At 71.1% G+C, this 24,051-nt stretch carries 26 protein-coding genes and 1 tRNA gene; 9 read left to right on the top strand and 18 right to left on the bottom strand.

Annotated elements, in window-relative coordinates:
- The first annotated feature begins 34 nt into the window (after nucleotides 1-34).
- Entirely contained in the window at nucleotides 35-922 is an 888-nt protein-coding gene (locus tag IFU40_RS12075; RefSeq protein WP_191926488.1) for a LysR family transcriptional regulator, read from the top strand.
- Between the two features lie 3 nt (nucleotides 923-925).
- Here IFU40_RS12075 and aztD read toward each other — a convergent pair whose 3' ends face one another.
- Genes aztD through aztB form a run of 4 tightly spaced genes read right to left on the bottom strand, consistent with a single transcriptional unit; the run spans nucleotide 926 to nucleotide 5,183 of the window.
- Nucleotides 926-2,158 (bottom strand): zinc metallochaperone AztD, encoded by a 1,233-nt coding sequence (gene aztD / locus IFU40_RS12070; RefSeq protein WP_191926487.1) that lies wholly within the window; start codon nucleotides 2,156-2,158, stop codon nucleotides 926-928.
- A 32-nt stretch (nucleotides 2,159-2,190) separates the two neighbouring features.
- Complete coding sequence (gene aztC / locus IFU40_RS12065) at nucleotides 2,191-3,099, bottom strand: zinc ABC transporter substrate-binding protein AztC (protein ID WP_191926486.1); 909 nt, start codon at nucleotides 3,097-3,099, stop codon at nucleotides 2,191-2,193.
- 1 nt (nucleotide 3,100) lies between these two features.
- Nucleotides 3,101-4,315 (bottom strand): ABC transporter, encoded by a 1,215-nt coding sequence (locus IFU40_RS12060; protein WP_191926485.1) that lies wholly within the window; start codon nucleotides 4,313-4,315, stop codon nucleotides 3,101-3,103.
- Between the two features lie 13 nt (nucleotides 4,316-4,328).
- Nucleotides 4,329-5,183 (bottom strand): zinc ABC transporter permease AztB, encoded by an 855-nt coding sequence (gene aztB, locus IFU40_RS12055; protein ID WP_191926484.1) that lies wholly within the window; start codon nucleotides 5,181-5,183, stop codon nucleotides 4,329-4,331.
- A 55-nt stretch (nucleotides 5,184-5,238) separates the two neighbouring features.
- Here aztB and aztA point away from each other — a divergent pair, with 55 nt between their 5' ends.
- Entirely contained in the window at nucleotides 5,239-5,916 is a 678-nt protein-coding gene (aztA, locus tag IFU40_RS12050; protein WP_249404222.1) for a zinc ABC transporter ATP-binding protein AztA, read from the top strand.
- On the opposite strand, the gene IFU40_RS12045 is transcribed toward aztA, so the two are convergent.
- Nucleotides 5,909-6,337, bottom strand: a complete 429-nt coding sequence (locus IFU40_RS12045; RefSeq protein WP_070409364.1) for a MarR family transcriptional regulator — start codon at nucleotides 6,335-6,337, stop codon at nucleotides 5,909-5,911. The genes aztA and IFU40_RS12045 overlap by 8 nt on opposite strands.
- Nucleotides 6,338-6,486: 149 nt before the next feature.
- Between IFU40_RS12045 and IFU40_RS12040 the strand changes: the two genes are divergently transcribed.
- Nucleotides 6,487-6,846 carry a DUF7882 family protein gene (locus IFU40_RS12040; protein ID WP_055839018.1) on the top strand — a complete coding sequence of 120 codons (360 nt, stop codon included), beginning with the start codon at nucleotides 6,487-6,489 and terminating at the stop codon, nucleotides 6,844-6,846.
- Between the two features lie 77 nt (nucleotides 6,847-6,923).
- Nucleotides 6,924-7,274 (top strand): hypothetical protein, encoded by a 351-nt coding sequence (locus IFU40_RS12035; RefSeq protein ID WP_191926482.1) that lies wholly within the window; start codon nucleotides 6,924-6,926, stop codon nucleotides 7,272-7,274.
- A gap of 20 nt (nucleotides 7,275-7,294) precedes the next feature.
- Here IFU40_RS12035 and IFU40_RS12030 read toward each other — a convergent pair whose 3' ends face one another.
- On the bottom strand, nucleotides 7,295-8,356 hold the full coding sequence (locus IFU40_RS12030; RefSeq protein ID WP_191926481.1) for a hypothetical protein: 1,062 nt from the start codon (nucleotides 8,354-8,356) through the stop codon (nucleotides 7,295-7,297).
- A 76-nt stretch (nucleotides 8,357-8,432) separates the two neighbouring features.
- On the opposite strand from IFU40_RS12030, the gene IFU40_RS12025 reads away from it, so the two are divergent.
- Nucleotides 8,433-9,185 (top strand): ABC transporter permease, encoded by a 753-nt coding sequence (locus IFU40_RS12025; RefSeq protein ID WP_191926480.1) that lies wholly within the window; start codon nucleotides 8,433-8,435, stop codon nucleotides 9,183-9,185.
- A gap of 112 nt (nucleotides 9,186-9,297) precedes the next feature.
- On the opposite strand, the gene IFU40_RS12020 is transcribed toward IFU40_RS12025, so the two are convergent.
- The 3 genes from IFU40_RS12020 to IFU40_RS12010 all read right to left on the bottom strand — a co-directional run bounded on the left by IFU40_RS12020 (nucleotide 9,298) and on the right by IFU40_RS12010 (nucleotide 10,846).
- A tRNA-Tyr gene (locus IFU40_RS12020) sits at nucleotides 9,298-9,379 on the bottom strand.
- Nucleotides 9,380-9,467: 88 nt separating this feature from the next.
- On the bottom strand, nucleotides 9,468-10,349 hold the full coding sequence (locus IFU40_RS12015; RefSeq protein WP_191926479.1) for a PfkB family carbohydrate kinase: 882 nt from the start codon (nucleotides 10,347-10,349) through the stop codon (nucleotides 9,468-9,470).
- A complete protein-coding gene (locus IFU40_RS12010; protein WP_191926862.1) occupies nucleotides 10,346-10,846 on the bottom strand; it encodes an FBP domain-containing protein in 501 nt (166 codons plus the stop codon). The genes IFU40_RS12015 and IFU40_RS12010 overlap by 4 nt, the downstream gene beginning before the upstream one ends.
- An 88-nt stretch (nucleotides 10,847-10,934) precedes the next feature.
- On the opposite strand from IFU40_RS12010, the gene IFU40_RS12005 reads away from it, so the two are divergent.
- Genes IFU40_RS12005 through IFU40_RS11995 form a run of 3 tightly spaced genes read left to right on the top strand, consistent with a single transcriptional unit; the run spans nucleotide 10,935 to nucleotide 12,218 of the window.
- Nucleotides 10,935-11,423: a YajQ family cyclic di-GMP-binding protein gene (locus IFU40_RS12005; protein WP_055839030.1), complete on the top strand. Its 489-nt coding sequence runs from the start codon at nucleotides 10,935-10,937 to the stop codon at nucleotides 11,421-11,423.
- Nucleotides 11,424-11,442: 19 nt separating this feature from the next.
- Nucleotides 11,443-12,084 carry a dihydrofolate reductase family protein gene (locus IFU40_RS12000; RefSeq protein ID WP_191926478.1) on the top strand — a complete coding sequence of 214 codons (642 nt, stop codon included), beginning with the start codon at nucleotides 11,443-11,445 and terminating at the stop codon, nucleotides 12,082-12,084.
- The gene (locus IFU40_RS11995; RefSeq protein WP_191916551.1) at nucleotides 12,081-12,218 is read left to right on the top strand and encodes a hypothetical protein; all 138 of its coding nucleotides are present in this window, start codon (nucleotides 12,081-12,083) and stop codon (nucleotides 12,216-12,218) included. The genes IFU40_RS12000 and IFU40_RS11995 overlap by 4 nt, the downstream gene beginning before the upstream one ends.
- 30 nt (nucleotides 12,219-12,248) lie before the next feature.
- Here the strand turns inward: IFU40_RS11995 and IFU40_RS11990 are convergent, their stop codons facing one another.
- The 7 genes from IFU40_RS11990 to IFU40_RS11960 all read right to left on the bottom strand — a co-directional run bounded on the left by IFU40_RS11990 (nucleotide 12,249) and on the right by IFU40_RS11960 (nucleotide 19,955).
- A complete protein-coding gene (locus IFU40_RS11990) occupies nucleotides 12,249-13,043 on the bottom strand; it encodes an SGNH/GDSL hydrolase family protein (protein ID WP_342343521.1) in 795 nt (264 codons plus the stop codon).
- Between the two features lie 168 nt (nucleotides 13,044-13,211).
- Entirely contained in the window at nucleotides 13,212-14,909 is a 1,698-nt protein-coding gene (locus IFU40_RS11985) for an AMP-binding protein (RefSeq protein WP_191926477.1), read from the bottom strand.
- Between the two features lie 20 nt (nucleotides 14,910-14,929).
- Entirely contained in the window at nucleotides 14,930-15,892 is a 963-nt protein-coding gene (locus IFU40_RS11980) for an alpha/beta hydrolase (protein WP_191926476.1), read from the bottom strand.
- Between the two features lie 210 nt (nucleotides 15,893-16,102).
- A complete protein-coding gene (locus IFU40_RS11975; RefSeq protein WP_191926475.1) occupies nucleotides 16,103-17,476 on the bottom strand; it encodes an FAD-dependent oxidoreductase in 1,374 nt (457 codons plus the stop codon).
- Between the two features lie 39 nt (nucleotides 17,477-17,515).
- Nucleotides 17,516-18,577 carry a polyprenyl synthetase family protein gene (locus tag IFU40_RS11970; protein ID WP_191926474.1) on the bottom strand — a complete coding sequence of 354 codons (1,062 nt, stop codon included), beginning with the start codon at nucleotides 18,575-18,577 and terminating at the stop codon, nucleotides 17,516-17,518.
- Nucleotides 18,578-18,659: 82 nt separating this feature from the next.
- A complete protein-coding gene (locus tag IFU40_RS11965) occupies nucleotides 18,660-19,382 on the bottom strand; it encodes a demethylmenaquinone methyltransferase (protein WP_055839048.1) in 723 nt (240 codons plus the stop codon).
- Nucleotides 19,383-19,391: 9 nt separating this feature from the next.
- Nucleotides 19,392-19,955 (bottom strand): DUF402 domain-containing protein, encoded by a 564-nt coding sequence (locus tag IFU40_RS11960; protein WP_191926473.1) that lies wholly within the window; start codon nucleotides 19,953-19,955, stop codon nucleotides 19,392-19,394.
- Nucleotides 19,956-20,105: 150 nt separating this feature from the next.
- Between IFU40_RS11960 and IFU40_RS11955 the strand changes: the two genes are divergently transcribed.
- On the top strand, nucleotides 20,106-21,320 hold the full coding sequence (locus tag IFU40_RS11955) for an isochorismate synthase (protein ID WP_191926860.1): 1,215 nt from the start codon (nucleotides 20,106-20,108) through the stop codon (nucleotides 21,318-21,320).
- Between the two features lie 12 nt (nucleotides 21,321-21,332).
- On the opposite strand, the gene IFU40_RS11950 is transcribed toward IFU40_RS11955, so the two are convergent.
- Both IFU40_RS11950 and menD read right to left on the bottom strand, forming a co-directional pair.
- The gene (locus IFU40_RS11950; protein WP_191926472.1) at nucleotides 21,333-22,190 is read right to left on the bottom strand and encodes a polyphosphate kinase 2 family protein; all 858 of its coding nucleotides are present in this window, start codon (nucleotides 22,188-22,190) and stop codon (nucleotides 21,333-21,335) included.
- Between the two features lie 62 nt (nucleotides 22,191-22,252).
- Nucleotides 22,253-24,049: a 2-succinyl-5-enolpyruvyl-6-hydroxy-3-cyclohexene-1-carboxylic-acid synthase gene (menD, locus tag IFU40_RS11945; protein WP_191926471.1), complete on the bottom strand. Its 1,797-nt coding sequence runs from the start codon at nucleotides 24,047-24,049 to the stop codon at nucleotides 22,253-22,255.
- Nucleotides 24,050-24,051: the final 2 nt, after the last annotated feature.

Here is a 24,051-nt window from a genome sequence, read left to right as displayed (position 1 = left end):
GATGGGTTATGTTCGATGTCATCGAAGGGATGCCATGTTCGATCTCCGCCGTCTGCGCCTGCTGCACGAGCTCTCGCTCCGGGGCACGCTCGCGGCCGTCGCCGAGGCCCTGTCGTACAGTCCGTCGACGATCTCGCAGCAGCTCGCCCTGCTGGAGCGCGAGGCCGGCGTCGCCCTGCTCGAACCCGACGGTCGTCGCCTGCGCCTCACCGCGCAGGGCGCGGCCCTCGCCGCGCACGCGGCCCGCATGCTCGCCGCCGACGAAGCAGCCCGCGCCGAGCTCGAGCACCTGCGTCCCTCGCTCGCTCCCGTGCGCGTGGCCGTCATGCAGTCCGCCGCGCACGGGCTCCTCCCCCGCGCCCTCGACGCCCTGGCCGAGGCCGAGCCCCAATTGCGCGTCGAGGTCGCCGAGCTCGCCCCCGAAGAGGGACTGTTCGAGGTGGCCGCCCGCGGCTTCGACCTCGCCGTCGCCGAGCAGTACCCGGGGCACACGCGTGAGCACCGCGACGGCATCGAGCGGAGCCTGCTGGGACGGGATGCCATCCGCCTCGCCGTCGCGCGTACCGATCCCGCCGAGCGACTCGACGACCTCCGCGACCGCGCCTGGGTGATGGAGCCCGAGGGCACGGCCGCGCGTCAATGGGCGACGCAGCAGTGTCGAGCGGCGGGGTTCGAGCCCGACGTGCGCTTCGAGATGGCCGATCTGACCGCGCACGTGCGGCTCGTGGCATCCGGTCACGCGGTGGGGATGATCCCCGACCTCGTCTTCGCCGGCGAGGATCCGCCCGTGCGCCTGGTCGGCCTACCCGGCGAACCCCGGCGCGAGGTGTTCACCGCCGTCCGCCGCGGAACGGCCGACCGCCCCGGCGTACGCGCGGTGCGGGGAGCACTGCAGGTGGCGTACGACCGGGGCGGTCGGTGACGCTCAGCGCGTGAGCGCCATCTCGTTGGGCGTGACGTCGAGGGTCGCCGTGGCGGTGATCTCGCCGGTGGTGAGGTCGACCGCGTGCACGGCGTTCTTCGCCGGCTCGGTGACGTAGGCGATGTCGCCCGACACCTTGATCGCGGGGTGGGCGTCCTGCCACTCGACCGGCCCCTCCCACGCGTCGATCACGGGGAACGCCTCGGTGAAGGCCCCCTTCTCGAGGTCGAGGACGTGGATCGCACCATCCGACGCCAGGATGTAGCCCCGATCCTCGGGACCGCGGGCCAGGTCGCGGAAGGTGTACTCGGCGCCGGCGGGCATGTCGAGGACGGTCTGCGTCTTGGCTGCGGTGTCGATCAGCGAGACGCGCTGCAGCAGGTAGCCCTCGGCGTCGCGGTCGTCCTTGTAGTCACCGAGCACCAGCGGGCTGGTCTCGCTGACGAAGAGGTTGCCCGTACGACCGTAGGGCTGGTCGGGGGCGTCGACCTTCGTGATCTCGCCGTCGTCGTAGATCAGGGCGCCGTTCTCGCAGCCGAAGACGACGACCTCGTCTTTCGCGGTGCCCTCGCCGTGCACGCCGGGGCAGGTCGCATCCTGGGCGATCGTCGCGCCCGATGCGTCGGTCACGGCGATGCCCGTGCGGCCGTTCGCGTTGCCGACCGTGGTGACGAACGACCCGTCTTCGAGCATGATCGACACCCCGTGGTGCGCCTCGACGCCCGGGACGGTCTCAACAGGCGGGAGCGCATCGGTCGAGGTCAGCAGCGCGTCGGTGTCGAAGATCGTCGAGTCGCTCGTGCCGTCGGCGTAGAGCACGGTCTTGCCGCCGTGCGTCACGACGTGACCGGGCTTGGACGCCGGGAACACGAGGTCGGTGAGCTCGGGCTGCTCCGACGCGGTGCCGGCATCGAGCACCTGGAAGCCCTCGCTCGTGGTCACCATGACGTGACGGCCGTCACCGGCGGAGTTGAGCCGCGTGAACTCCTCAGACGAGAAGTCGCCGATCGTCTCGAGGCTCTCGCCGTCGAGCACGACGATGCCGCCGGGGTACGACAGGGCGACGCGGGTGCCGGTGTCGCTCGTCGACGACGGGGCCGAGCTCGTGGCGGGGGCAGCCGAACCGGTGCCGGCGCCGCCGGCGCACGCCGACAGGGCGACGGTCGCGCCGACCGCGAGCGTGAGCAGGCCCGCACGACGGAGGGCGTCCCCGCGGCGGTGGGAAGAGGTGCGCATGTGATTCTCTTTCTGGGTGGGTGGCCGGTCGCTCACGGCGACAGGCCGGTGGCGATGCGCTCCGTGTTGACGCGCATCATGGTCAGGTAGTCGGGGGCGCCGCCGTCGGCGTCGGTGAGCGATTCGGTGAACAGCTCGGTCACCTCGACGTGGCGGTCGGCCTCGTCGGCGAGCGCGCGCACCAGGCGGTCGGGCGACGACGACTCGGCGAAGATCGTGGGCACCCCGGCCTCGTCGATCGCCGACACCAGGTCGGCGAGGTCGCTCGTGCTGGGCGCCGCCAGCGTGGTGCCGCCGGGGATCACGGCCCCCACCAGGCGGAACCCGAAGCGCTCGGCGAGGTAGCCGAAGACGTGGTGGTTGGTCACGAGCGCCCGACGCTCGGCGGGGATCGCGGCGAACGCGGCCGTCATCTCGGCATCCAGGGCCTCGATCTCGGCGCGATACGCCGTCGAACGCTCGGCGACCGCGGCGGCGTCGATCCCGTCGATGCGCGAGAGCACCGGGGTCAGCGCGTCGACGACCGCGGCCATCTGGGCGGGATCGGTCCAGAAGTGCGGATCGTCGGCACCGCCCGCATCGGTCGAGGTGTACGGCAGCACCGTGACCGCGTCGCCGGCGACGAAGGTGGCCACCCCGTCGGCGGAAGCCGCGTCGAGATGCTTCTGCAGACCCTCTTCGAGGCCGATGCCGTTGGCCACCAGCAGGTCGGCCGAGCGCAGGCGCGCGGCTTCCGACGCCGACATCTCGAACGAGTGCGGATCGGCGCCCGGGCGCATCAGGGTGAGCACCTCGACGTCGTCGCCGACCAGATGCGACACGACGTCGCCGAGGATGTTCGTCGTCACCACCACGAGCGGGCGATCGGATGCCGCTCCCCCGGCGCACCCGGTGAGGGCGAGCAGGGCGGCGGTCAGGGCGACGGCCAGAGCTCTCTTCATGTCAGCGTCCCGTCTCGGCGAAGAACAGCGGCGCGCGCTCGGGCGCGAACTCCCGGGCGACGCGGGCGTCGTCGGCGAAGTCGATCTCCCACATCCGGTTCTCGGTGGGACCGTTCAGGTAGGCCCGCTGCTGGTCGGCGACCAGGCTGACGGTCTGGCCCGCGGCGAGGCTCGCTCCCACCAGGGCGGGGGATGCCGCGCGCTGCGCGCCTGTCTCGCCATCGAGCACCAGCACCCGCCCGTCCGGGGTGAGGGCGAGGAGGTTCGCGTCTTTGTCGTCGACCGCCGTGACCTGCACGACCGGCTCGGGGGTGGGCAGCAGCGTCCACGTGCGCTCGCGGGTGTCGAGGATCCACACCCCGGCGTCCCCGGCGACCGCGGCGACCTTCGGGCGCCCCTCGCGGTTGGCGAAGGCCGTCGCCCGCGGCGCGGTCGTTCCCGCGGGGTAGGCGATGCGTTCGACGACGGGTGCGTCGTCGTCGACGCTGATCAGAAGGGCGCCGTCCTGGCATCCGATCACCGCTCCGACGCGGGTGGTGATCGTCCCCGCGGGTTGGATGCACGCGGCCGGTTCGCCGACCTCGGCGCCGTCAGCGTCGTGCAGGGTCACCTCGTCGTCCGCGGCCACCGCGGCGAACGATCCGGCGGGCACGACGAGGCCGGCACCAGGAGACGTCGAGAGGCGGAACCGCTCGACGACCTCACCTCTCGACAACGCCTCGGTGTCGAGCAGCACCGCCTCACCCGATCCGGGGAAGAACAGGCCCGTCCCGCCCGTGGTCGACGAGTTCGAGGTCGCCACGACAGCGGTTCCCTCACCCTCGACGTCGCCCAGCAGGCGGGCGTCGGCGCGGTAGTAGTGGAAGTGGTCGACGTGGTCCCAGGTCCACACGCCGCTGTCGACGATCGAGACGCCCGTGTCGTCGGCGGCGAAGAGGTACCGACCGTCCGAGTGCACCGTCGAGGGCGAGCGCACGGTGCCGAGCGCGGTCGTGGTCTCGTCGAGCAGATCGAGGTGCGAGACGCGGCCGTCGCCGTCGATCGAGGTGAGACCCACCGCGGGTTCGGCGAGTTCGGCGGCACCCGCGATCTCGCCGTGCGTGTCGGTCGAGGGTGCGGTGTCGGGGGCGGCGGCAGGCGCAGCGCAGCCGGCGAGCGAGAGGAGCAACACCACGCTGAGGGGCGCGAGGCGACGGGGGAAGTCGGGGTGGGGCATGGGGGCTTTCCGGTCAGGCGGGAACGAGAACAGGGGATGCCACGCGCCGGCGCGCGGCGTCACGGCAGGCGCGTAGGGCCCACGAGACGCCGGCCGCGGCGATGGCGGTGGCGGCGATGGTCGCGCCGGCGGCGGTCGCGGCGTGCCACGAGACGAGAAGGCCGACGGCGACGGCGACCGCCCCGATCACGGCGGCGAGCGCCATGGTCGTGGCGATGCGGTGGGTCCACTGGCGCGCGGCGACCGCGGGCGCGATGAGCAGGCCCACCACCAGCAGCGAGCCGACGGCCTGGTACGACGCGACGACGGCGAGGGTGACGAGCCCGATGAGAACGGTCTGCGCGACGCGCGGGCCGAGGCCGAGCACCCGGGCGACCCGCTCGTCGATGGCGAGGGCGACGAGGCCACGATGGGCGACCGCGGCCGCCGCGATGCCCAGGCCTGCCGCCACCGCGAGCACGACGAGGTCACCGGCGCCGATGGCGAGGATGTCGCCGAACAGGATCGCCGTGGCATCGGTGGCGAAGCTGCCAGCGTGCGAGATGACGATGACGCCGAGGGCGAGCATTCCGACGAAGAGCAGGCCGATGCTCGTGTCGTACGAGAGCCGGGCGCGCCGCTGCAGCACGCCGATGCCGAGGCTCATCACGACGGCGCTGGCCGCCGCCCCCAGCAGGACCGGAAGGCCGAGCACGGTGGCGAGGGCGACGCCGGGCAGCATGCCGTGAGCGAGTGCCTCACCGAGGAACGCCATGCCGCGCACAATGACCCACGTACCGGCGACGCCGCACAGCACGGCGACGAGCACTCCCCCGAGCAGCGCGCGCTGCACGAATTCGAGAGAGAAGGGATCGAGGAGCCAGGTCACGATGCCCGACCGTATCGAGAATGAGAACGATTCTCAAACTCATACAATGGATGCCATGCCCCTCACCGCCGTCATCGCACGCGCCCTGCGCGTGGACTACTCCGGCACCCTCGCCCTCGACGGCGTCGACGTCGATCTGCACGCCGGAGCGCTCACCGTCATCGTGGGCCCGAACGGTGCAGGCAAGTCGACGCTGCTCGAGGTGCTTGCCGGCGCACGGGAGCCGTCAACCGGCACGCTCGAGGTCGCGCCGCGCACGCGCGCCTTCGTGCCGCAGCGCGCAGCCGTCTCGCCCCACCTCCCGCTCACCGTCCGTGACGTCGTGTCGGTCGGAGCGTGGGGACGCACGGGGCCGCTCCGGCGACTCAGCGCCGCGCACCGGGCCGCCATCGACGGCGCGATGCAGCGACTCGACATCGCGCCGCTGGCACGGCATCCGTTCTCGTCGCTTTCGGGGGGCCAGCGACAGCGAGCGCTGCTCGCCCAGGGCCTCGCCCGCGAAGCCGACATCCTGCTGCTCGACGAACCGACCACCGGACTCGACGCGGCGAGCGCGCAACTCAACCGTGCGGCCATCGCGCACGAGGTCGCCCGTGGGGCGACGGTCGTGTGCGTGAGCCACGACGACCGGCTCATCGCCGACGCCGATCACCTCATCCGGCTCGAAGGAGGCCGCGTGAGGCCCGACGGCGCAGAGTCCGCGATGACGGCGCCGAGGCGCCCGCTCAGCTGAAGGTGCGCACGCGATCTGTGATGCGACGCAGCAGCTCGGCGGCCACCTCGACGACATCGCGCGACTCGGCGCGCACGGCGGCGTCCACCTCGACGGGGAAACGCCGGAGCGCCGCCCAGGGCTCCTGCTCCATGTCGATCTCGAGGTGGATGTGGTTGACCCGACGGTCTTCGGCATCGAGCTCGCGGCGCACGAGGCCTCGTCCGATCAGACGATCGACCATCGTGGTGACGCCGGCTGCGGTCACACCCAGATGCGAGCGCAGGATCGAGGGGCGGATGCCGGGCTCGTCGGCGATGCAGCACAGAGCCGTCGCCTCGAGTTCGCTGACCGACAGGTCGGTTCTCGCCTTCGCGACGGCATCATCACGTGCGGACACGTAGTCATCGAGCGCTGCGGTCAACGCGGAGGGATTCGTCAACGCCGCACCTCCTCAGTCCTGGAGCAATCCGGCCGATTGCTAAGGCCTACCTTACTCAAGGGCGTGAACATTTCAGTTAATTAATTAACTTTGTGAAATACGTGCTACTTTAGTGATTAGCCCGCCGACCCCGACTCTAGGAGATCGCAATGGCCACTCTTTACTACGGTTCCGACACCGCCCCCATTTTTCTTCCCGATCGCCTGATGGGTTACATCAAGGTCATCGCCTCGACGAAGCTGCGCCGCGGCGAGTCGTTCACGTTCACCTGGACCGGCACGGAGCAGGATCCCGGACGCTCCACCATCTGGCTGCAGCCTTCGATCCCCCTGCGGTTCGTGTTCGAATCCGTCGAGCCCGAGCAGCTGGTGGGCGAGTACCTGCGCACGCTGGCCGACCAGTCCAACGCCGCATCGGGTCTCGTCATCGACGTGCGCGAGTGGGAGGTCGCCGAGAAGGCGACCCGTACCCCCGCCCGCACGCCCGTGCGATCGATGCGCGCCGCCTGAACGCACGAAGCCGAACCTCTCCGCACCCGACATAATGTGGTGACGCGCGATCTCGCGCGAAGAAATCGGAGAGAGCCGTGCCGGTACGCCGCCTGCTGAACAAGGACCTGCTCGAGGAGTGGCTCGCGGAATTCCGCGCCCTCGGCTACCTGACGGGAAGCGACATCCGCCTCCTGGAGCAGGATGACGAAACCGATCCCGAGTCGGGTCTGATCGTCGTCGACCTCAGCGAGGCGAAGACCGTGACCTACCTGCAGCCCGTGACCGGCGGTGACGGGATCTGGACGGCGACGATGGAAGCGCGAGACGCCACCATCGAGCTGGACGCCGTCGCGCTGGTCAACCTCGGCAACGAGGTGAACGTGCTCGGCGCGCTCGTCAACTTCTTGAACGGCAAGTCCAAGACCCTGCTCGCCGCCTCGGTCTGACGTGAGCCGAGCTCCCGGCATCACAAGTCTGGGAACTGTGCCCGCAGATCGTCGAACGCTTCGCGGTACCCGTCGCGCCCGTGCACGTAGGCCAGGCAGACGACGATGTTCAGCACGGCGATGAGCGAGTCGCGTCCAGTGGAATCCATCAGCGTGCGGGTGGCCCACTCCTGCGGCGATTCGGTGCTTTCGCCATCCAGAGGCGCCGGCACTCTCGTTCGCACAGGGCGCGACCATTCGAGGACATCCCAGCCGTAACGGAGTTCGTCGAATGGCGGAGGCGCCGGATCTCCGTGGCGAAAGGCGTGCACTGCGGTCTCGTAGAGGGGCAGCGCGCTCAGCCCGGATGCGTCCAGGCACCGCAGGGCGGCCCACGCCGCGATACGGCGATGGAGGACATCATCGGCTTCGGCCAGGGCGAACTCGAGGTCCACGTCCAGCTCCGTCAGGGCGCTCAGCGGCATCCCGGCATCGACGAGTTCGAGCAGACGCGCATTCGGAACACGATCTCCCCACCGCAAACGGCCGCGCTCCTGCCGTTCGGCAACCTCTGCGAGCTCTTGCTCGGTCATCTCCTCCAGACCCAGAGTGCGCCGGGTGCGGTGCCAATATGAGGCTTCGGCGCTGGTCTGGACAAGGATTCGGCCGGGGGCGGGCGGAGCCAGCCAGAACTGCAAGAGGTAAGAATCTTCCGCCTCATCGCTGTTGTGAGCTTCACCGAAACCCTGGGCGCAGTAGCGGACACGGTAGTCGCCGCGGGGAAGCGGGAAAGGGAATTCATCACCCATGAGGCCGGTCAGGAACGCCTCGTCGAGCTCCGTCGTGAACGAGACTTCCACGACCTCTTCCCACATCGGGTCGACGGCGGGCTCAGAATCATGCAACTCGACGCGGAACGACACCCGGCCCGTGTGCGTTCCCGTAACGAGTTCGAGCACTCCGGGGATGCCGGCTCCGCACAGTCCGTTGCTCTCATCGACCCAAGGGGCACCGAGGTCGCCGCGGTCCACGCCCTCATCGGTGGTGATCGATGCCGAACAGTAAGACACGTCGACCTTCGGCTCGTCTAGCAGGATTCGCACCCACGGAGACTATCGGCCGCCACCGGCGCGAGGCTCCGGACACAGGCGGTGGGCGCACCGCCAGTACTCTTTCGGCATGCCTACAGTCGATGTGCTGGTGCGCACGGCGGTGGCGATTGTGGTTCTCGCCGGCATCGCGGTAAGCATCCTGCTCGCTTCGGGAGTGCCGCGGTGGCACGGTCCGGCCTTTGCTCTCGTGCGGGCGACCGTGCAGCTCACCCTTCTCAGCGTCATCTTGACGGGGGTCATTCAGGATGCCGTCTGGGTAGGCGCCGCGCTCGTGGTGATGTTTCTGGTGGCGGTGTCGGTGTCGACGAATCGCATCGGAGATCCGCCCTCTCAGGCATGGAGGACGGCGCTTGCCCTCTTCGCCGGGGTGGGTGTGGCCGGAAGCGTGGTGTTCCTCACCGGCGCCGTCGAATACTCACCTCGGTTCGTTCTCGCGGTCGGGGCGATGGTGATCGGCAACGCCATGACCGTCGCTTCGGTGACCGGTCGCACGTACGCGCAGCTGCGCGCTGACCGCTGGCCCGAAGTGGAGGCCTGGTTGGCGCTGGGAGCGACACCTCGCCGCGCCACCCGCGACCTCGGGCGGCGCGCGGTACACGACGCCCTCCTCCCCGGGATCGACCAGGTCAAGACGACCGGCGTGGTCGTTCTTCCCGGAGCGTTCGTGGGAGCGATCTTTGGCGGACTCTCACCCGTCGAGGCAGGACGCTTTCAGCTGGTCGTCCTCGCGGCGATCATGGCCGCGGGCGCCATCACGTCGGTCACCGCGATTCGGCTCACGGGCGGGGCAATCAACCGCCTACCGAGGGCGCCGGTGTGACGACGGGGAGCGTGGGGCCGAGCGCTGCGAGAGCGAGCGCAGACAGCTGAGGGGCGCTCCGGACGCACTCTCCTGAAACAGGAAACGTCCGTCTCGAGAGACGGACGTCTTGTGGCGAGTGAGGGATTCGAACCCCCGAATGCAATGCAGTCTGATTTACAGTCAGATCCCTTTGGCCGCTTGGGTAACTCGCCATGCGCGCCCGCCCGGCTTGTTCAGTCGACCAGAGGCGCGAGAAACCACTCTACTATCTCGCGGAGGGTGCCTCCAACCACGGTGGGGTCACTCCGGCGTGCGCAGCAGGGCGCCCTCGTGGCGGCAGGTGGCGGCGGCGACATCCATGGCTCGGGTGAGCACGGCATCCCACTCCTGGGCATCGACCGGAAGGCGGTCGCGCACGAGCGCGACGGTGGTCGCCAGCACGGCGTCGCCGCCACCCATCGTGTCGATGATGCGCCCGGGAAGCTCCGAGATTCCCCGCGCGACCGAGGTTCCGGCGGCGTCGATCGCGGCGCCGCCCGCGCCGTAGGTCGCCAGCACGGCACCCACGCCGAGGCCGACGAGCCGCACGCGCAGGTCGTCGAGCGAGCCGCCGTAGAGAAGCTGCGCGTCGTCGTCGCCCACCTTCACGAGCAGGGCTCCGGATGCCGCCCGCTCGAAACCCTGCACGAACGCGGCGCGGTCGTGCAGCATGCCGCTGCGCGGGTTCGGGTCGATGGCCAGGGGCGTCGACGGTGAGGCCGTGGCATCCATCAGGAGGCGGGTCTGCTCCGCGTCGTCGAAGGGGAAGCAGCTGACCACGACCATGGGGGCGTCGGCGATCGCCGCGCGCTCCGCGTCGCCGTAGCGCACCCGTCGGTTCTGGGCCGCGTCGTTGAAGACGTACTCGGGCTCTCCGCCCGGCGAGCGGGTGCTCACCGCGCGCGACGAGCCGTGCTCCGACGGACTCGCCAGCAGCTCGACGCCGTGCTCGGCGAGGAAATCGCGGATCTGCTCGCCCGCCGCATCGTCGCCCACCATCGCGATGAGCGATGCCGGAACGCCCAGGCGCGAGAGCCCCACCGCGACGTTGAGGCCCGCGCCGCCGACGAACTCGCGCACACCCGTCTCGTCGCGCAGCTCGTCGACGAGGGCGTCGCCGATGACGACGACGCGCCCGCTCATCGCGTCACCTCGGCGGTCTCGAGCACGCGCGCGACGAACTCCTCGGTGCGGCGCCGTGTGCCGTCGATCTTGCGGTCGACGCTCGCGCGGATCTCGCTCGGGGCGAGGGGAGCCGCCAGGCGCACCGTCTCGTGGCACGACAGGTCGGCGCACATGTAGGTGCCCACCGTGTCGCCGTGCTCGCCGGCCGCGCCGGCCTTGCGTGCGGTGAACAACGTCACCTGATCACCGGGCTGCATCGTGTGGCAGAGGTTGCACATCGACGACCGGGCGCGCGACTGCCCGTCGGCGGCGCGCAGCAGCACTCCGATCGGCTCCCCGTCGCGCTCGATCACGAGGTATCCGCGGCCCCGCGTGCTCGGATCACGCCAGGCGAGGAAGTCGAGATGATCCCAGTCGGTCAGCACGAAGTCGTGAGGAAGCGCCAGAACGCGCACCTCGTCCGGCGTGGCGTTGACGAACGCGGCGCGGAGCTCGTTCTCGGTGAGTGCTCGCATGGCATCCGAGTCTACGAGCGCGCATACCGAGACGGGGCGGGCGATGTCGAGGGGGTGTGGATCGGGGGCCCGCGAATAGAATCGGATCATGGCTGATTCTTCCTTCGACATCGTTTCCAAGATCGACCGACAGGAAGCCGACAACGCGCTGAACCAGGCTCACAAAGAGGTCGAGCAGCGTTACGACTTCAAGGGCACCGACGCGTCGATCGCGTGGAGCGGCGACTCCATCGTCATCAAGGCGAACTCCGAGGAGCGCGCCAATGCCGTCCTCGACGTCTTCCAGACGAAGCTCATCAAGCGCGGCATCTCGCTCAAGAGCCTGGATGCCGGTGAGCCCGTCGCCAGCGGCAAGGAGTACCGCATCACCTCCACGCTGAAGGAGGGCATCTCGCAGGACGACGCGAAGAAGGTCAACAAGATCATCCGCGACGAGGGTCCCAAGGGCGTCAAGTCGCAGATCCAGGGCGACGAACTGCGCGTGCAGTCGAAGTCGCGCGACGACCTGCAGGAAGTGCAGCGCCTGCTCAAGGCCGCCGACCTCGACGTCGACCTGCAGTTCACCAACTACCGGTAACCCCTCCCCGGAGCACACCTTGCCCGTCCGCGTCGATCTGAACATCTCGCTCGACGGGGTGGCGATGCCCGCCGACCCGTCGCCCGAGAACCCGATGGGCGAGGACTGGGGGCGTCTCGTCGCGGACTACATGGCGACGAGAACGTTCCGTGAGCGTGTCTTCGGCGACACGTCGGGCGCGGGGACGACTGGCGTCGATGACCGGTACGCCGCCGCGTACTTCGAGGGCATCGGCGCCGAGGTCATGGGCGCGGGCATGTTCGGCCTGCATGCCTTCCCCGACGACCCCGAGTGGCGGGGGTGGTGGGGCGAGGAGCCGCCGTTCCGCGTACCGGTGTTCGTCCTCACGCACCGCGAGCGGCCCGAGATCGCCTTCGCGAACGGCACGCGATTCACCTTCGTCTGCGAGAGCATCACGGATGCCGTGACACGGGCTTCCGCGGCCGCCGGCGACGCCGACGTGCGCATCGGCGGGGGTGTCGGGGTGGTACGCGCGGCCCTCGAGGCCGACCTCGTCGACCACCTGCACGTGGCCATCCGCCCCGTGATCCTGGGGCGGGGAACGCGCCTGTGGGACGACCTCCGCGATCTTGACCGCCGCTACACGGTGACGACCGAGGTCGCCGAGAGCGGCGTCGTGCACGTGACCTTCTCACGATGACCAGCCGGCCGAGCCCGCTCCCCTGCCCCACCTGCGGCGACCCGCTCTCGTTCGAGATCCTCGACGACGAGCGGTTCCTCGTGGCGTGGTCGTGTGTGAGCTGCGGCCTCATCCGCACGACCGAACCGGTGTGACGCGCCTCGCTCACGGCTCGCGCGGGCGGCTCAGTAGGTGAGGGCCTTCAGCACGCCGTCGGCGATCGCGCGGTGCCCGGTGTCGTTCGGGTGGAAATAGTCGCCGGCACCGGCGAACGAGTCGCGCCCCTCGGGACCGTGGTACGCGGACGTCGAGAAGGCGTCGGCGAGCCCGACGTACACCCCGCCCCGCTCGGCGCAGGTGCGGGCGATCGCCTCGTCGTACGCGGCGCCGTCGCTCGTCCAGGTGCCGAGGCAGACGAGCGCGGCCTTCGGTGACGAGGCGCGGATGCGATCGAGCAAGCCGACGTACTGCTGCTCGAAGTCGGCCACCGGAGTGGGCAGACCGACGTCGTTCGTCCCGAGCTCGATCACCGCGAGGCCGAGGTCGTCGGGCACGTCGGTGATCGCGGCGACGGTGGTGAGCGTCTGGTGCGCCTGGGCCGCGGTGGTCATCTCGACCGGGCCGACGGCATCCGCCACGAGAGAGGTGAAGCCCCGATCCTTCTGCGACGCGAAGAAGCCCGCGGCCAATGAGTCGCCGGCGACGAGCATGCGCACCGTGCCGCCCTCGCCGCGCGTCACGAGAGCCGTTCCCGGCCGCGCCGTGGGGGTCGGCGTGGCTGTCGGGGTGGGGGTTCGCGTGGGCGTCGCCGACCGCGTGGGGGTGACCGATCGCGTCGGGGTGCCGGATGCCGAGGGCGTCACCGTCGCCGCGGAGCTCGGCTCCGCGCGCGAACCGGCGGTCATGACCAGCAGCACGGCGACACCGATCGCGACGAGCACGATGCCCGCGCCGATCAGCCACGCCACTCGCTGTCGCACGGCGGACTCAGCCCCGCCCGCCGCGCGCGCCGCACCGCAGGACGGCGTGTCTGGTCACCGCGGCAGGGGTCGCCGCGACAGAGTGCGCGGTCGGCCGGTCGTCGAGCAGGTGCATGAGTCGATGTTCACACGCCGACGAGGCCGGCGCGAACCGTTGCGGCGCGCGGATCAGCCCCGCAGGGTGGCATCCGTCCATTCCACACACACGACCTCACCGCGCGCGGCGGCCTCTTCGCGCTGGCGAAGCTCGACCCGGCGGATCTTGCCCGAGATCGTCTTCGGCAGGTCGTGGAACTCGATGCGGCGCACGCGCTGGTACGGAGCGAGCTTCTCGCGGGCGTAGCGCAGGATGTCGAGGGCCACCTCGTCGCCGGGCTCGTATCCCGCGGCCAGCACGACGTACGCCTTCGGCACGGCGAGGCGCACCGCGTCGGGCGCGGGGACCACGGCCGCCTCGACGACCGCCGGATGCTCGATGAGGACGCTCTCGAGCTCGAACGGGCTGATCTTGTAATCCGAGGCCTTGAACACGTCGTCGGTGCGCCCGATGTACGTGATGCTGCCGGTCTCGTCGCGCCGGGCCACGTCGCCGGTGTGGAAGAGGCCACCGGCGAAGGCTTCGGCGTTGCGCTCGGCGTCGCCCACGTATCCCGTCATCAGGTTGAGCGGACGCTCGGTCAGATCGAGGCAGATCTCGCCCTCGTCGGCGCGTGCGCCGGTGAGCGGATCGACGAGCACCACCGGGCATCCGGGGAGCGGGCGCCCCATCGATCCCGGTGCGAGCGGCGCGCCGGGAGTGTTGGCGACGACGGCCGTCATCTCGGTCTGCCCGTACCCGTCGCGGATGTCGAGCCCCCAGGTGCGTTGCACCGCGGCGATGACCTCGGGGTTCAGCGGCTCGCCCGCCGAGACGACCTCGCGCAGTCTCCCGCGACGCCCCGACAGGTCGGTCTGGATGAGCATGCGCCAGACCGTCGGCGGCGCGCAGAAGGTGGTGACGGCCTCGTTGTGCAGCTCCTCCAGCAACCGCTCGGCCGAGAATCGCGCGAAGTTCAGCGCCAGCACCGTCGCCCCGGCGATCCACGGCGCGAAGAAGCAGCTCCACGCGTGCTTCGCCCACCCCGGCGAGCTGATGGCGAGGTGCACGTCGCCGGGTTCGAGCCCGAGCCAGTACATCGTCGTCAGGTGCCCCACGGGGTACGAGGCGTGCGTGTGCTCGACGAGCTTCGGCTTCGAGGTGGTGCCCGAGGTGAAGTAGAGCAGCAGGCGGTCATCGGCGGTGGTTCCCGGATGCCGGGCCGGCGGCGCCCCCGTGAGGAACGCGTCGTCGTACGCGGCCCAGCCCGGGTGGGTGCCGCCCACGACGATGCGGCCGAGTCCCTCGGGCAGATCGTCGAACTTCGCGGCGTCCGCCGCCCCGACGACCACGTGCCGGATCTCGGCGCGCTCGATGCGGTCGGCGAGATCGGCGGTGCCGAGCGCGGTCGTGGTGGGAGCGATCACCCCGCCGAGCTTCATGAGGGCGAGCATCGCCTCCCACAGTTCCACCTGGTTGCCGAGCATGAGCAGCACGGCGTCGCCACGCGCCACCCCGCGCGACGCCAGCCAGGCGGCGACCTGGTCGGACCGCCGCGCGAGCTCGTCGAACGTGCGCTGGTGCCGCGTGCCGTCGTCGTCGACGACGATCAGCGCGGGTGCCTCGTTGCCCCGCGCCATCGGGTCGAACCAGTCGATCGCCCAGTTGAAGGCACCGTCGAACACCGGCCAGGTGAACCCCGCCGCCCGGCCCGGATCGGTGCGCACGGCCAGAAGCTCGTCTCGTGCGGCACGGTAGCGCTCGGTCGCGGACGCGGCGGTGGGGATCATGGGGCTCCTTCGATCGCGTTCTACGCTAGCTGCGTCATCCAGGTCTCGAGGGCGGTGAACGCGGCGTCCTTCGCCTCGGGCGCCGACAGGAACACGTCGTGCAGCGCCCCGTCGATGCGCGCGATCGTCACCGTGCGGGCGATACGGGTGGCCGCGCGCGCGATGTCGTCGACGACGAGCACCGAGTCGCTCGAGAGCATCGTGTCGTTCCAGCTGAGCGCCGAGGTCGAGCGCTGCGACAACAGCACGAGGGTGGGGCATCCCACGTCGATGCCGGATGCCACCCGCGCGTGCCCCGCGATGACGGCGGCCAACCAGCCCGGGTGTGTGGGGAACCCCTGCGCCGGGCGCCAGCCCTCGGGACTGTCGGGCAGGGTCCCCAGCTCCCGCTGCGCGCGCGTGTAGAAGCCGAGGTCGACGACCGGGTGCGTGCCGAGCGGGTCGAATCGCGCGCGGGCGTTCACCAGCGGGGCGAGCGCCTGGCGTCCGAGCGGGCCGAGCTGCAGCTCCAGCCACGGACTGTTGAGAACGAGGGCGTCGGCGACCCCCGGATGCCGCGCCGCCCAGAGCGTCAGCGTGAGTCCGCCCGTGCTGTGTCCGAGCAGCACGAGACGTCGTCCCTCGCGTGCGGTGCCCAGGGCATCCAGAGCCGCCGCGATGTCGGCGTCGTACACGTCGAGGGCCGCGACGTAGCCCGGCGCCTGCCCGGGCCGCAGGCTCCGGCCGTAGTTGCGCAGGTCGAGCGCCGAGAATCGGGCACCGCGGTCGGTGAAGAACCGGGCGAGCTCGACCTGGAAGAAGTAGTCCGACCACCCGTGCACGTACAGCACGTCGATGTCGCGGAGCTCACCGAACAGGCGGGCGCCGGCGTGCGGCCGCGCGCGCACGAGCGTCGCGACGACCTCCCCCTCGGCATCGTCGCCGAGCGGCAGGGTCTGCTGTTCGAAGCCGTCGCCGAGGACGTCCGGATGCCACTCCCCCATCGCCCCAGCCTAGGCATGCGGGGCGGGGGCCGGCATACCCCCACGGCGGGCCGAACTCCTGAGAAGTCGGGCCGTGCGGGCTCGCCGGCGCGCCGAGGGGGCTGTGGCGCGCGATGACTCAGGAGTTCGGCCCGGCCCGTCGGCGCCCCAAAGACAGCGAGCCGCCCACGTCCGGAGAGACGAGGGCGGCTCGCCGTGCGTATGTGAGGGCTACTCGCCGCGCGAGATCGAGATCATCTCGTCGCGGGGCACGACCTTGACGCGGGCGCGCTCGTGCGGGGCGCCGAGGGCGACTTCGTGCTCGTCGAGGCGGTGCCAGCCGTCGAGGTCGGTCCAGCGCACGCCTCGCTCCTCGAGAAGGGCCGGAATGGCCTCTTCTTCGGGGTGGGCCGGCTGCCACCATTCGCCCTGGTCGTTGATGACGTGGCGCACCGTCTCCATGGCATCCGACTTCGTGTGGCCGATGAGGCCGACGGGGCCGCGCTTGATCCACCCGGTGGCGTACACGCCCGGCAGGCGGTCGTTCGAGTCGGCGGCGAGCACCTGACCCTCGTGGTTGGGGATGACGCCGTGACGCTCGTCGAAGGGCACGCCGGTCAGCGGCGAGCCGAAGTAGCCGACCGCGCGGTAGATGGCCTGGATCGGCACCTCGCGGATCTCGCCCGTTCCGACGACGCCACCCTCGGCGTCGGGCTTCGTGCGCTCGTACCGGAACGCGGCCACCCGGCCCTCGGCGTCTTTCACGACCTCGACGGGCTTGGCCCAGAAGTGTAGGTGCAGGCGCCGCGACGCTTCTCCGCCGGCGTTGTTCACGCCCGGGCGGGTGCGCCACTGCTGCAGGACGCGGTCGATGACCTTGACCTGCTTGTTGGTCTGGATGGCGGCCAGCGACGCCTCGTCGTAGTCGAAGTCCTCGTCGTAGACGACCATGTCGACGTCGCGCAGCTCGCCCAGCTCGCGCAGCTCGAGAGGCGTGAACTTGACCTGCGCGGGACCGCGGCGGCCGAAGACGTGCACGTCGGTGACGGGCGAGGCCTTGAGCCCCTGGTACACGTTGTCGGGCACCTCGGTGGGCAGCAGGTCGTCGGCGTGCTTGGCGAGCATGCGCGTGACGTCGAGCGCCACGTTGCCGTTGCCGACGACCGCGAGCGACTCCGCCTGAAGCGGCCACTCGCGCGGCACGTCGGGGTGGCCGTCGAACCAGCTCACGAAGTCGGCGGCCCCGTACGAGCCGTCGGCGTCGATGCCGGGGATGTCGAGGTCGGCGTCGCGGATCGCGCCGGTCGAGAAGATGACCGCGTTGTAGTGGTGCTTGAGGTCGTCGAGGGTGATGTCCTCGCCGAAGCGCACGTTGCCGAACAGGCGGATGTCGCCGCGGTCGAGCACCTCGCGCAGCGCCGTGACGACGCCCTTGATCCGCGGGTGGTCGGGGGCGACGCCGTAGCGCACGAGCCCGTACGGTGCGGGCAGTTGCTCGAACAGGTCGATCGACACGTCGAACTGCCGCTCGGATTTCAGCAGGATGTCGGCCGCGTAGATGCCGGCGGGGCCGGCTCCGACGATGGCGAGGCGCAGCTTCGTCATGGGGTCCTCTCGATCGGGATCGGGGGGGGTGGGAAAAGTTCAGGCCGAGCGGTCGGCGACCGCGCGGGCGAAGCGCGTCAGCGCCTCGCGCACGGCGCCGTCGGGCAGCGGTGCGAGGGCGTCGATGGCCTCTTGCGACCACTGGTGCGCGAGCTTCAGGGTCTCGTGCGTGGTCTCGTGATCGCGCAGCTCCGCGAGGGCGGCGTCGAGGATCGAGGGGTCCGCCCCGGCGGCGATGCGCTCCTGGCCCTCGTCGATGCGCGAGCGCAGGTCGGCCGAGGCCGCGTCGGAGCGGTGACCGAGCAGCAGGTACGGCATGGTCGGCACGCCCGCGCGCAGGTCGGTGCCGGGCACCTTGCCGGTCTCGGACGGATCCGGAGACAGATCGATCACGTCGTCGAGCAGCTGGAAGGCCACACCGGCCTTCTCGCCGAACACGATCATGGGCTTCTCGTACTCCTCGGGGGCGCCCGAGTAGATGACGCCCGACTGGGCGGCCGCGGCGATCAGCGAACCGGTCTTGTCGGCGAGCACCCTGAGGTAGAAGTCGACGGGCTCGTCGCCCTCTTGCGGGCCGACGGTCTCGTGCATCTGGCCCAGCACGAGACGCTCGAACGTGTCGGCCTGCAGCTGGATCGCGCGCTCACCGCGGCGCGCCATGAGCTGGCTGGCACGGGCGAAGAGCAGGTCGCCGGTGAGGATCGCGATGTTGTTGCCGAACACCGTCTGGGCGCTGGGCACCCCGCGGCGCTTGTCGGCGCCGTCCATGACGTCGTCGTGGTAGAGCGAGCCCAGGTGCGTCAGTTCGAGCGCCGTGGCGACCTCGATCACCTCGGGCGTCGTTCCGCGACCGAGCTGAGCGGTGAGGATGGCGAGCATCGGGCGAACGCGCTTGCCGCCGGCCTCGTACAGGTAGCGGGCGGTGACGTCGGCCAGACGGTCGGCGCTTCGGACTTCGCCCTCGAGGGTGCCCTCGACCTGGGCGAGACCGGCCTCGACTGTGGAGAGCAGGGTGCGCGAACGCAGGCCTGCGAAGATGCGGTCACTCAGGCCCAGCTTGCCCGACAGGCGGGTGCCGGCCGCGGGCGGTCTCGGGGTCACGCTTTCACCCTATCCTGGCGCCGTTGCGCCCAGCCGCGAGTATCTCGACGGGGTGGCACCGCGGGCCGGGGCCCCCGACGCCTCACGCGCTCTGCGCGACGACGCCGCGGTGCAGCGCCACGATGCCGAACGTCAGGTTGCGGTAGGCCACGTCGTCCCAGCCGGAGTCGCGCATCCACCGCGCGAGCGTCGGTTGGTCGGGCCAGTCGCGGATCGATTCGTTGAGGTAGTCGTAGGCCTCGGCGTTCGAGCTGACCGAGCGCGCGACGATGGGCAGCACCCGGTCGTTGTAGAAGCGGTAGAGCCCGTTGAAGACGGGGGACGGCGGATGCGAGAACTCGCACACCACGATGCGTCCTCCGGGACGCGTGACCCGGCGCAGTTCCCGCAGCGCCCGGCGCGGGTCGTTGACGTTGCGCAGACCGAACGACATCGTCACCGCGTCGAACTCCGCATCGGCGAAGGGGAGGTCGGTGGCGTCGGCCTGCACGAACTCGAGGTTGGGCACGTCGCCGTGGCGGCGGCGCCCCTCGGCGATCATGCCGCGCGAGAAGTCGGCGGCGACGACGTGCGCACCGCTCGGGACAAACGCCATCGACGAGGTGCCGGTGCCGGCGGCCAGATCGAGGATGCGCTCCCCCCGCTGCGGGGCCACGGCGCGCAGCGTCGCGGCGCGCCACAGGCGATCGTTGCCGAGACTCAGCACGGTGTTGGTGCGGTCGTAGGCCGCTGCCACCTGGTCGAACATGCCGCTGACGCGCTGCGGGTCTTTACCGAGGTCGGCGCGGTTGGGGTCGCTGCTCACCCGTCGAGTCTAGGCCGGGTCACCCGGGCGGTCGCCGGGGGTTGCCAGCGCCGCGAGCCGATCGAGCCAGGGCCGGGTGACGGCATCCGAGAACGGGGCGACCCCCTCGCGCACGCGGTGCTCGAGATCGAGCGCCGTGGCCTCGAGGTGCGCCACGATCTCGGCCGGGTAGCCGTAGCGCACGCGGTGCTCGTCCCACTCGTCGCGGTCGTCGACCCAGGTGCCGCGGCCGTCGGTACGGCGCACGACGTCGAGGTCCATGTCGATGCCGCGCGGCACGCCGTCGTCGCCCCAGCGCACATCCCACGCCAGGTCGATGTACACCGCGACCGGATGCGGTGCGGCGTTGTGGGTGAAGGCCCAGTCGGCGCTCGCCGGCACCAGGGTCACGTTGGGCTCGCGGCAGACGAAGGCCGCGCCCGGCCGTTCGCTGCGCCACCCCACCTGCTGGCCGAACCACTCGCCCCACTCGTCGGAACCGAGGTAGACGCTGTCCTGCACCCAGTGCGGTGAACCGTCCCACTTGCGCCACTCGAACAGCAGGCGGGTGCCGGGAGCGGGGCGATTATCCATGCTCGGAGTCTAAAACGCCGTCCGGCGTCGGTCTCCGCGCCCGGCGTCCGCGGCCTCGGCCGGCGCCGCGGGTCTACGCTGAAAGACGTGCTGGAACCCGCGGATGACGTCGTGCCGCGCCTGCGCGTGGTCACGCGCGAGCTGCCCCCCATGGACGACGTGCTCGCCTATACGACCCCCTACGATCCCCTGTTCTGGACGCGGCGGGGAGAATCGCTGGCGGCCTTCGGCGACCTGCTGACGCTGCGCTACACGGGGCGCCAGCCGGGCGATGCCACGATCTCGGCGCGCTGGCGGGCGATCGCCGCGGCCGCCGAGGTCGACGACCCCGTGCAGCTGCCGGGCACCGGACTCGTCGCCTTCGGTTCGTTCGTGTTCGACCCCCGCTCGGAGCGCGAGAACGTCCTGCGCGTTCCCGGCATGATCGTCGGGCGCCACGGCGGACGCGCCTGGGTCACCCGCCTCGCCTTCGACGACACCCCCGACGAACCCGAACCCGAACTGCCCCCGCGCTCGCCCTTCGGCCCCCACTGGTCGGCGACCCTGGGTCCCGGTCGCCAGAGTGCCGAGGGGTATCAGGATGCCGTCCGCACAGCAATCGAGGCCATCGGCGCCCGCGAGGTGGGCAAGGTCGTGCTCGCACGCGACATCGTGGGCACGGTTCCGGCCGGGTCCGACCTGCGCCGGCTCGTCCGGTCGCTGCTCGAGGGGTATCCGGATTGCTGGGTGTTCGCGGTCGACGGTCTGATCGGCGCGAGCCCCGAGACCCTCGTCACCGTGTCGAAGGGCACGGTGACCGCCCGCGTTCTGGCGGGGACCACCGCGCGCGGCGGCGACGCCGACGCCGACGTCGCGGCATCCCTCGCCCTCACCCGCAGCTCGAAAGACCAAGAGGAGCACCGTTTCGCGGTGCAGAGCGTGCTCACCTCGCTGCGCCCGCACACCTCGGCGCTCGCGGCGGCGGAGCAACCCTTCACCCTCAAGTTGCCCAACGTCTGGCATCTCGCGACCGATGTCGAGGGCACCCTCAGCGAAGACGCATCGTCGTTGGACCTGATCTCGGTGCTGCACCCCACCGCCGCCGTCGCCGGCACCCCCACCGCCGCGGCGATGGACGTCATCCGCCGCCTCGAGCCCTTCGATCGCGGCCGCTACGCCGGCGCGGTCGGGTGGACGGGGGCGTCGGGCGACGGCGAGTGGGCCATCGCCCTGCGGTGCGCGCAGGTCGACCGCGCGGCGCCGTCGTCGCCCACCGCCCCGATCACGGCCTACGCCGGTGCGGGGATCGTCGCCGACAGCGTTCCCGAGTCGGAGCTGCTGGAGACCCGCGTCAAGTTCCGCCCCATCGTGGAGGCCCTCGCCTGACCCGGCTGGGCGTCACGATGCCGCGAGGCGCGCCTTCTCGGCCTCGACGTCGTAGTCGGGCGCGGGCCACCGCGGGTCGATGTCGGCGAGCGCGTCGATGAGCAGCTGCTGCACGGCCAGGCGGGCGTACCACTTGCGATCGGCCGGAATCACGTGCCACGGGGCGACGGGTGTCGAGGTGCGATCGATCGCCACCTGGTAGGCCTGCATGTAGTCGTCCCACAGCGCCCGCTCGTCGACGTCGGACGGGTTGTACTTCCAGTGCTTGTCGGGGCGGTCGAGGCGCTCGGCGAGACGCGCGCGCTGCTCGTCCTTCGAGATGTGCAGCATGACCTTGACCACTCGGATGCCGAGATCGGCCGCCTCCGCCTCGAAGTTCACGATCGCGCCGTAGCGTCGTTCGATCTCGTCGGCGGGGGCGAGTTCGCGCACCCGACCGATCAGCACGTCTTCGTAGTGCGAGCGGTCGAAGACACCGAGGTGGCCGGCGTCGGGCAGGCGCTTCTCGATGCGCCACAGGAAATCGTGCGCGAGCTCCTCGGCGGTGGGCTTCTTGAACGACGCGAGCTCCACGCCCTGGGGGTCGACCGTGCCAACGACGTGGCGCACGATCCCGCCCTTGCCCGCGGTGTCCATGGCCTGCAGCACCAGCAGCACCGAGCCGGTCGCGGTGCCCGCCACGCTCTGAGCGAAGAGGCGTTCCTGCAGGGCTTCGAGGGGTTCGCGGCCCGCGTCGAGGTCGGCTTTGCCGTCGGTCTTGTCGCCGTCGTAGCCGGGCGTCGATCGCGGGTCGATGTCGGTGAGGCGGAATCCGGGCTCGACGCGCAGCGCGTCGGAGGCGGGCGTGGACCATCTGCGGCGTGTGCTCATGTCCCCATCGTGTGGGGCGTCGGCGGCACGCGCCAGTGGTTGACGCGTCGACGTCCCGCCCGTCAACGCGGCAGCGGAACCTCGATCAGCTGGCGACCGCCGGTCGGCGAGGTCAGCACCTGGTCGAGCGCGACGCGGGTGGTGCAGCGGTGGTACTCCCAGCCGAAGGCGAGGGCCAGCTGCTCGAGGCGCGCGGTGTGCGGGGTGTACTGCACCCGTGCCATCGCGTCGGAGCCGGCGATGCCGGCCACCTCGAGGCCGTCGAAGATCGTGCCGCCGCCGTCGTTGCCGACCACGACCTGCAGGCGCGGTTCGTCTTCGCCCGGGGGCAGCAGCAACGCGCCCACGTCGTGCAGGAAGGCCAGGTCGCCCAGCAGCACGCGGGTCACGCCCGGGCGCTCCTCGATCTGGCTGGCGAGGGCGACGCCGGTCGCCGTGGCGATGGTGCCGTCGATGCCGGCGAGACCGCGGTTGGAGTGCACGGCCACCTTCTTGCCGCCGAGCACCTCGTCGGCCACGCGCACCAGACGCGAGGAGCCGAACATGAGGCGATCGTGGGGCCAGGTGGCCCGCCAGACCGCGTCGACGAGGGTCGCCCGGTCGAGGGGGGCACGGATGACCTGCACCTCGGCGTTCAGGGCGCCCAGCCGCTCGTGCGGAACGGCCGAGGCCAGGCCGTCGGCATCGGGAGCGGGGGGCGACAGGTCGACGGCAGCGTCGCGCGAGGCGCGCATCCACTCCCCCAGCCAGGCGCGGTCCCCGGACGAGGGGTGAGGGCGGATCAGGTCGACGGCGATCGTCGTGCCGTTGAGGTTGACGGGTTCTCCGGGGCCGCGGGCGGCGATCACCTCGACGTCGTCGCGCGACAGCAGGCGCGTCACCTCGCGGCTCAGGGTGGGACGACCGAAGACGACCACGCGCTCGATGCGTCCCCCGAGGGCCGGGTCGTTCAGCAGTGCCCGGTAGCCGTGCACGATCTGCCGACCGAAGCGAGCCCCGCTGACGATCTCGGCCACCAGCGGAAAGCCCCCGTCGTGCGCGAACTGCTCGGCCGCCGCTCCGGCATCCGCTCCGGCGACGACGATGGTGCGCGGGCCCGGCGCGAGCGTGTGGGCGTCCTCGACCTCGGGGGCCACGTCGGCGACACCGATCCCGCCGCCGCCCTGGTACAGCGCTCCCGACGCCTCCGCGTCACCGAGCGCGTCGCTCTGCGCGTCGGACGAGGGCGCACTCCCGGATGCCGCCCGCGCGGCGAGCCACGCGGGAACGGCGCCGGCGAGGGGCTCCCGGAACGGCACGTTCAGGTGCACGGGTCCGGGCACCCGGGCGCCTTCACCGAGCGCGGCCGCGAGCGTTGCGGCGGCGAGGGTGTCCGCGTCAGCGGTCTGGACGGATGAACCGTCGTCGTCGACGGTCTCGGGCACGGGGAGATCGGCTTCGAACCGCACCGCCGAGCGGAACAGCCCCGGCTGGCGCGTGGTCTGGTTGGCGCCGACGCCGCGCAGCTCGGGCGGCCGGTCGGCGGTGAGCAGCACCAGCGGCACCCCGGCGTGATGGGCTTCGAGGGCGGCGGGCAGCAGGTTAGCGACGGCGGTGCCCGAGGTGCAGACGAGGACCGCCGGCATCCCGGTCTCACGTCCGATCCCGAGGGCGGTGAAGCCGGCGACGCGCTCGTCGATGCGCACGTGCAGGTGCACCAGACCCGCGCGTTCCAGGTCGGCGGCCACGAGCGCGAGCGCCTGCGAGCGCGACCCCGGGCTGACGACGATGTGCCGCACCCCGCGCGACACGAGGCCCGCGAGCAGAGCGGCGGCGGCGTCGGTCGCGGGCGCGGCGGAGCGGTCGTTCGACGAGGTCATGG

Source organism: Microbacterium sp. CFBP 13617 (assembly GCF_014839445.1).
Taxonomy (GTDB): Bacteria; Actinomycetota; Actinomycetes; order Actinomycetales; family Microbacteriaceae; genus Microbacterium.
The sequence above is the reverse complement of the archived record's forward strand: the minus strand, read 5'-3'. Positions and strand labels throughout refer to the sequence as shown.

Bases quoted from the DNA above. Each gene is read 5' to 3' on its own strand.
- IFU40_RS11950 (WP_191926472.1), bottom strand. From the start codon at position 22,190: ATGAGCACACGCCGCAGATGGTCCACGCCCGCCTCCGACGCGCTGCGC.
- IFU40_RS11980 (WP_191926476.1), bottom strand. From the start codon at position 15,892: ATGGGGGAGTGGCATCCGGACGTCCTCGGCGACGGCTTCGAACAGCAG.
- IFU40_RS12040 (WP_055839018.1), top strand. From the start codon at position 6,487: ATGGCCACTCTTTACTACGGTTCCGACACCGCCCCCATTTTTCTTCCC.
- IFU40_RS12025 (WP_191926480.1), top strand. From the start codon at position 8,433: ATGCCTACAGTCGATGTGCTGGTGCGCACGGCGGTGGCGATTGTGGTT.
- IFU40_RS11975 (WP_191926475.1), bottom strand. From the start codon at position 17,476: ATGACGAAGCTGCGCCTCGCCATCGTCGGAGCCGGCCCCGCCGGCATC.
- IFU40_RS11955 (WP_191926860.1), top strand. From the start codon at position 20,106: ATGGACGACGTGCTCGCCTATACGACCCCCTACGATCCCCTGTTCTGG.
- IFU40_RS11995 (WP_191916551.1), top strand. From the start codon at position 12,081: ATGACCAGCCGGCCGAGCCCGCTCCCCTGCCCCACCTGCGGCGACCCG.
- IFU40_RS12075 (WP_191926488.1), top strand. From the start codon at position 35: ATGTTCGATCTCCGCCGTCTGCGCCTGCTGCACGAGCTCTCGCTCCGG.
- aztC (WP_191926486.1), bottom strand. From the start codon at position 3,099: ATGAAGAGAGCTCTGGCCGTCGCCCTGACCGCCGCCCTGCTCGCCCTC.
- IFU40_RS11985 (WP_191926477.1), bottom strand. From the start codon at position 14,909: ATGATCCCCACCGCCGCGTCCGCGACCGAGCGCTACCGTGCCGCACGA.
- IFU40_RS12015 (WP_191926479.1), bottom strand. From the start codon at position 10,349: ATGAGCGGGCGCGTCGTCGTCATCGGCGACGCCCTCGTCGACGAGCTG.
- aztD (WP_191926487.1), bottom strand. From the start codon at position 2,158: ATGCGCACCTCTTCCCACCGCCGCGGGGACGCCCTCCGTCGTGCGGGC.
- IFU40_RS11960 (WP_191926473.1), bottom strand. From the start codon at position 19,955: ATGGATAATCGCCCCGCTCCCGGCACCCGCCTGCTGTTCGAGTGGCGC.
- IFU40_RS12010 (WP_191926862.1), bottom strand. From the start codon at position 10,846: ATGCGAGCACTCACCGAGAACGAGCTCCGCGCCGCGTTCGTCAACGCC.
- aztA (WP_249404222.1), top strand. From the start codon at position 5,239: ATGCCCCTCACCGCCGTCATCGCACGCGCCCTGCGCGTGGACTACTCC.
- IFU40_RS12005 (WP_055839030.1), top strand. From the start codon at position 10,935: ATGGCTGATTCTTCCTTCGACATCGTTTCCAAGATCGACCGACAGGAA.
- IFU40_RS12060 (WP_191926485.1), bottom strand. From the start codon at position 4,315: ATGCCCCACCCCGACTTCCCCCGTCGCCTCGCGCCCCTCAGCGTGGTG.
- menD (WP_191926471.1), bottom strand. From the start codon at position 24,049: ATGACCTCGTCGAACGACCGCTCCGCCGCGCCCGCGACCGACGCCGCC.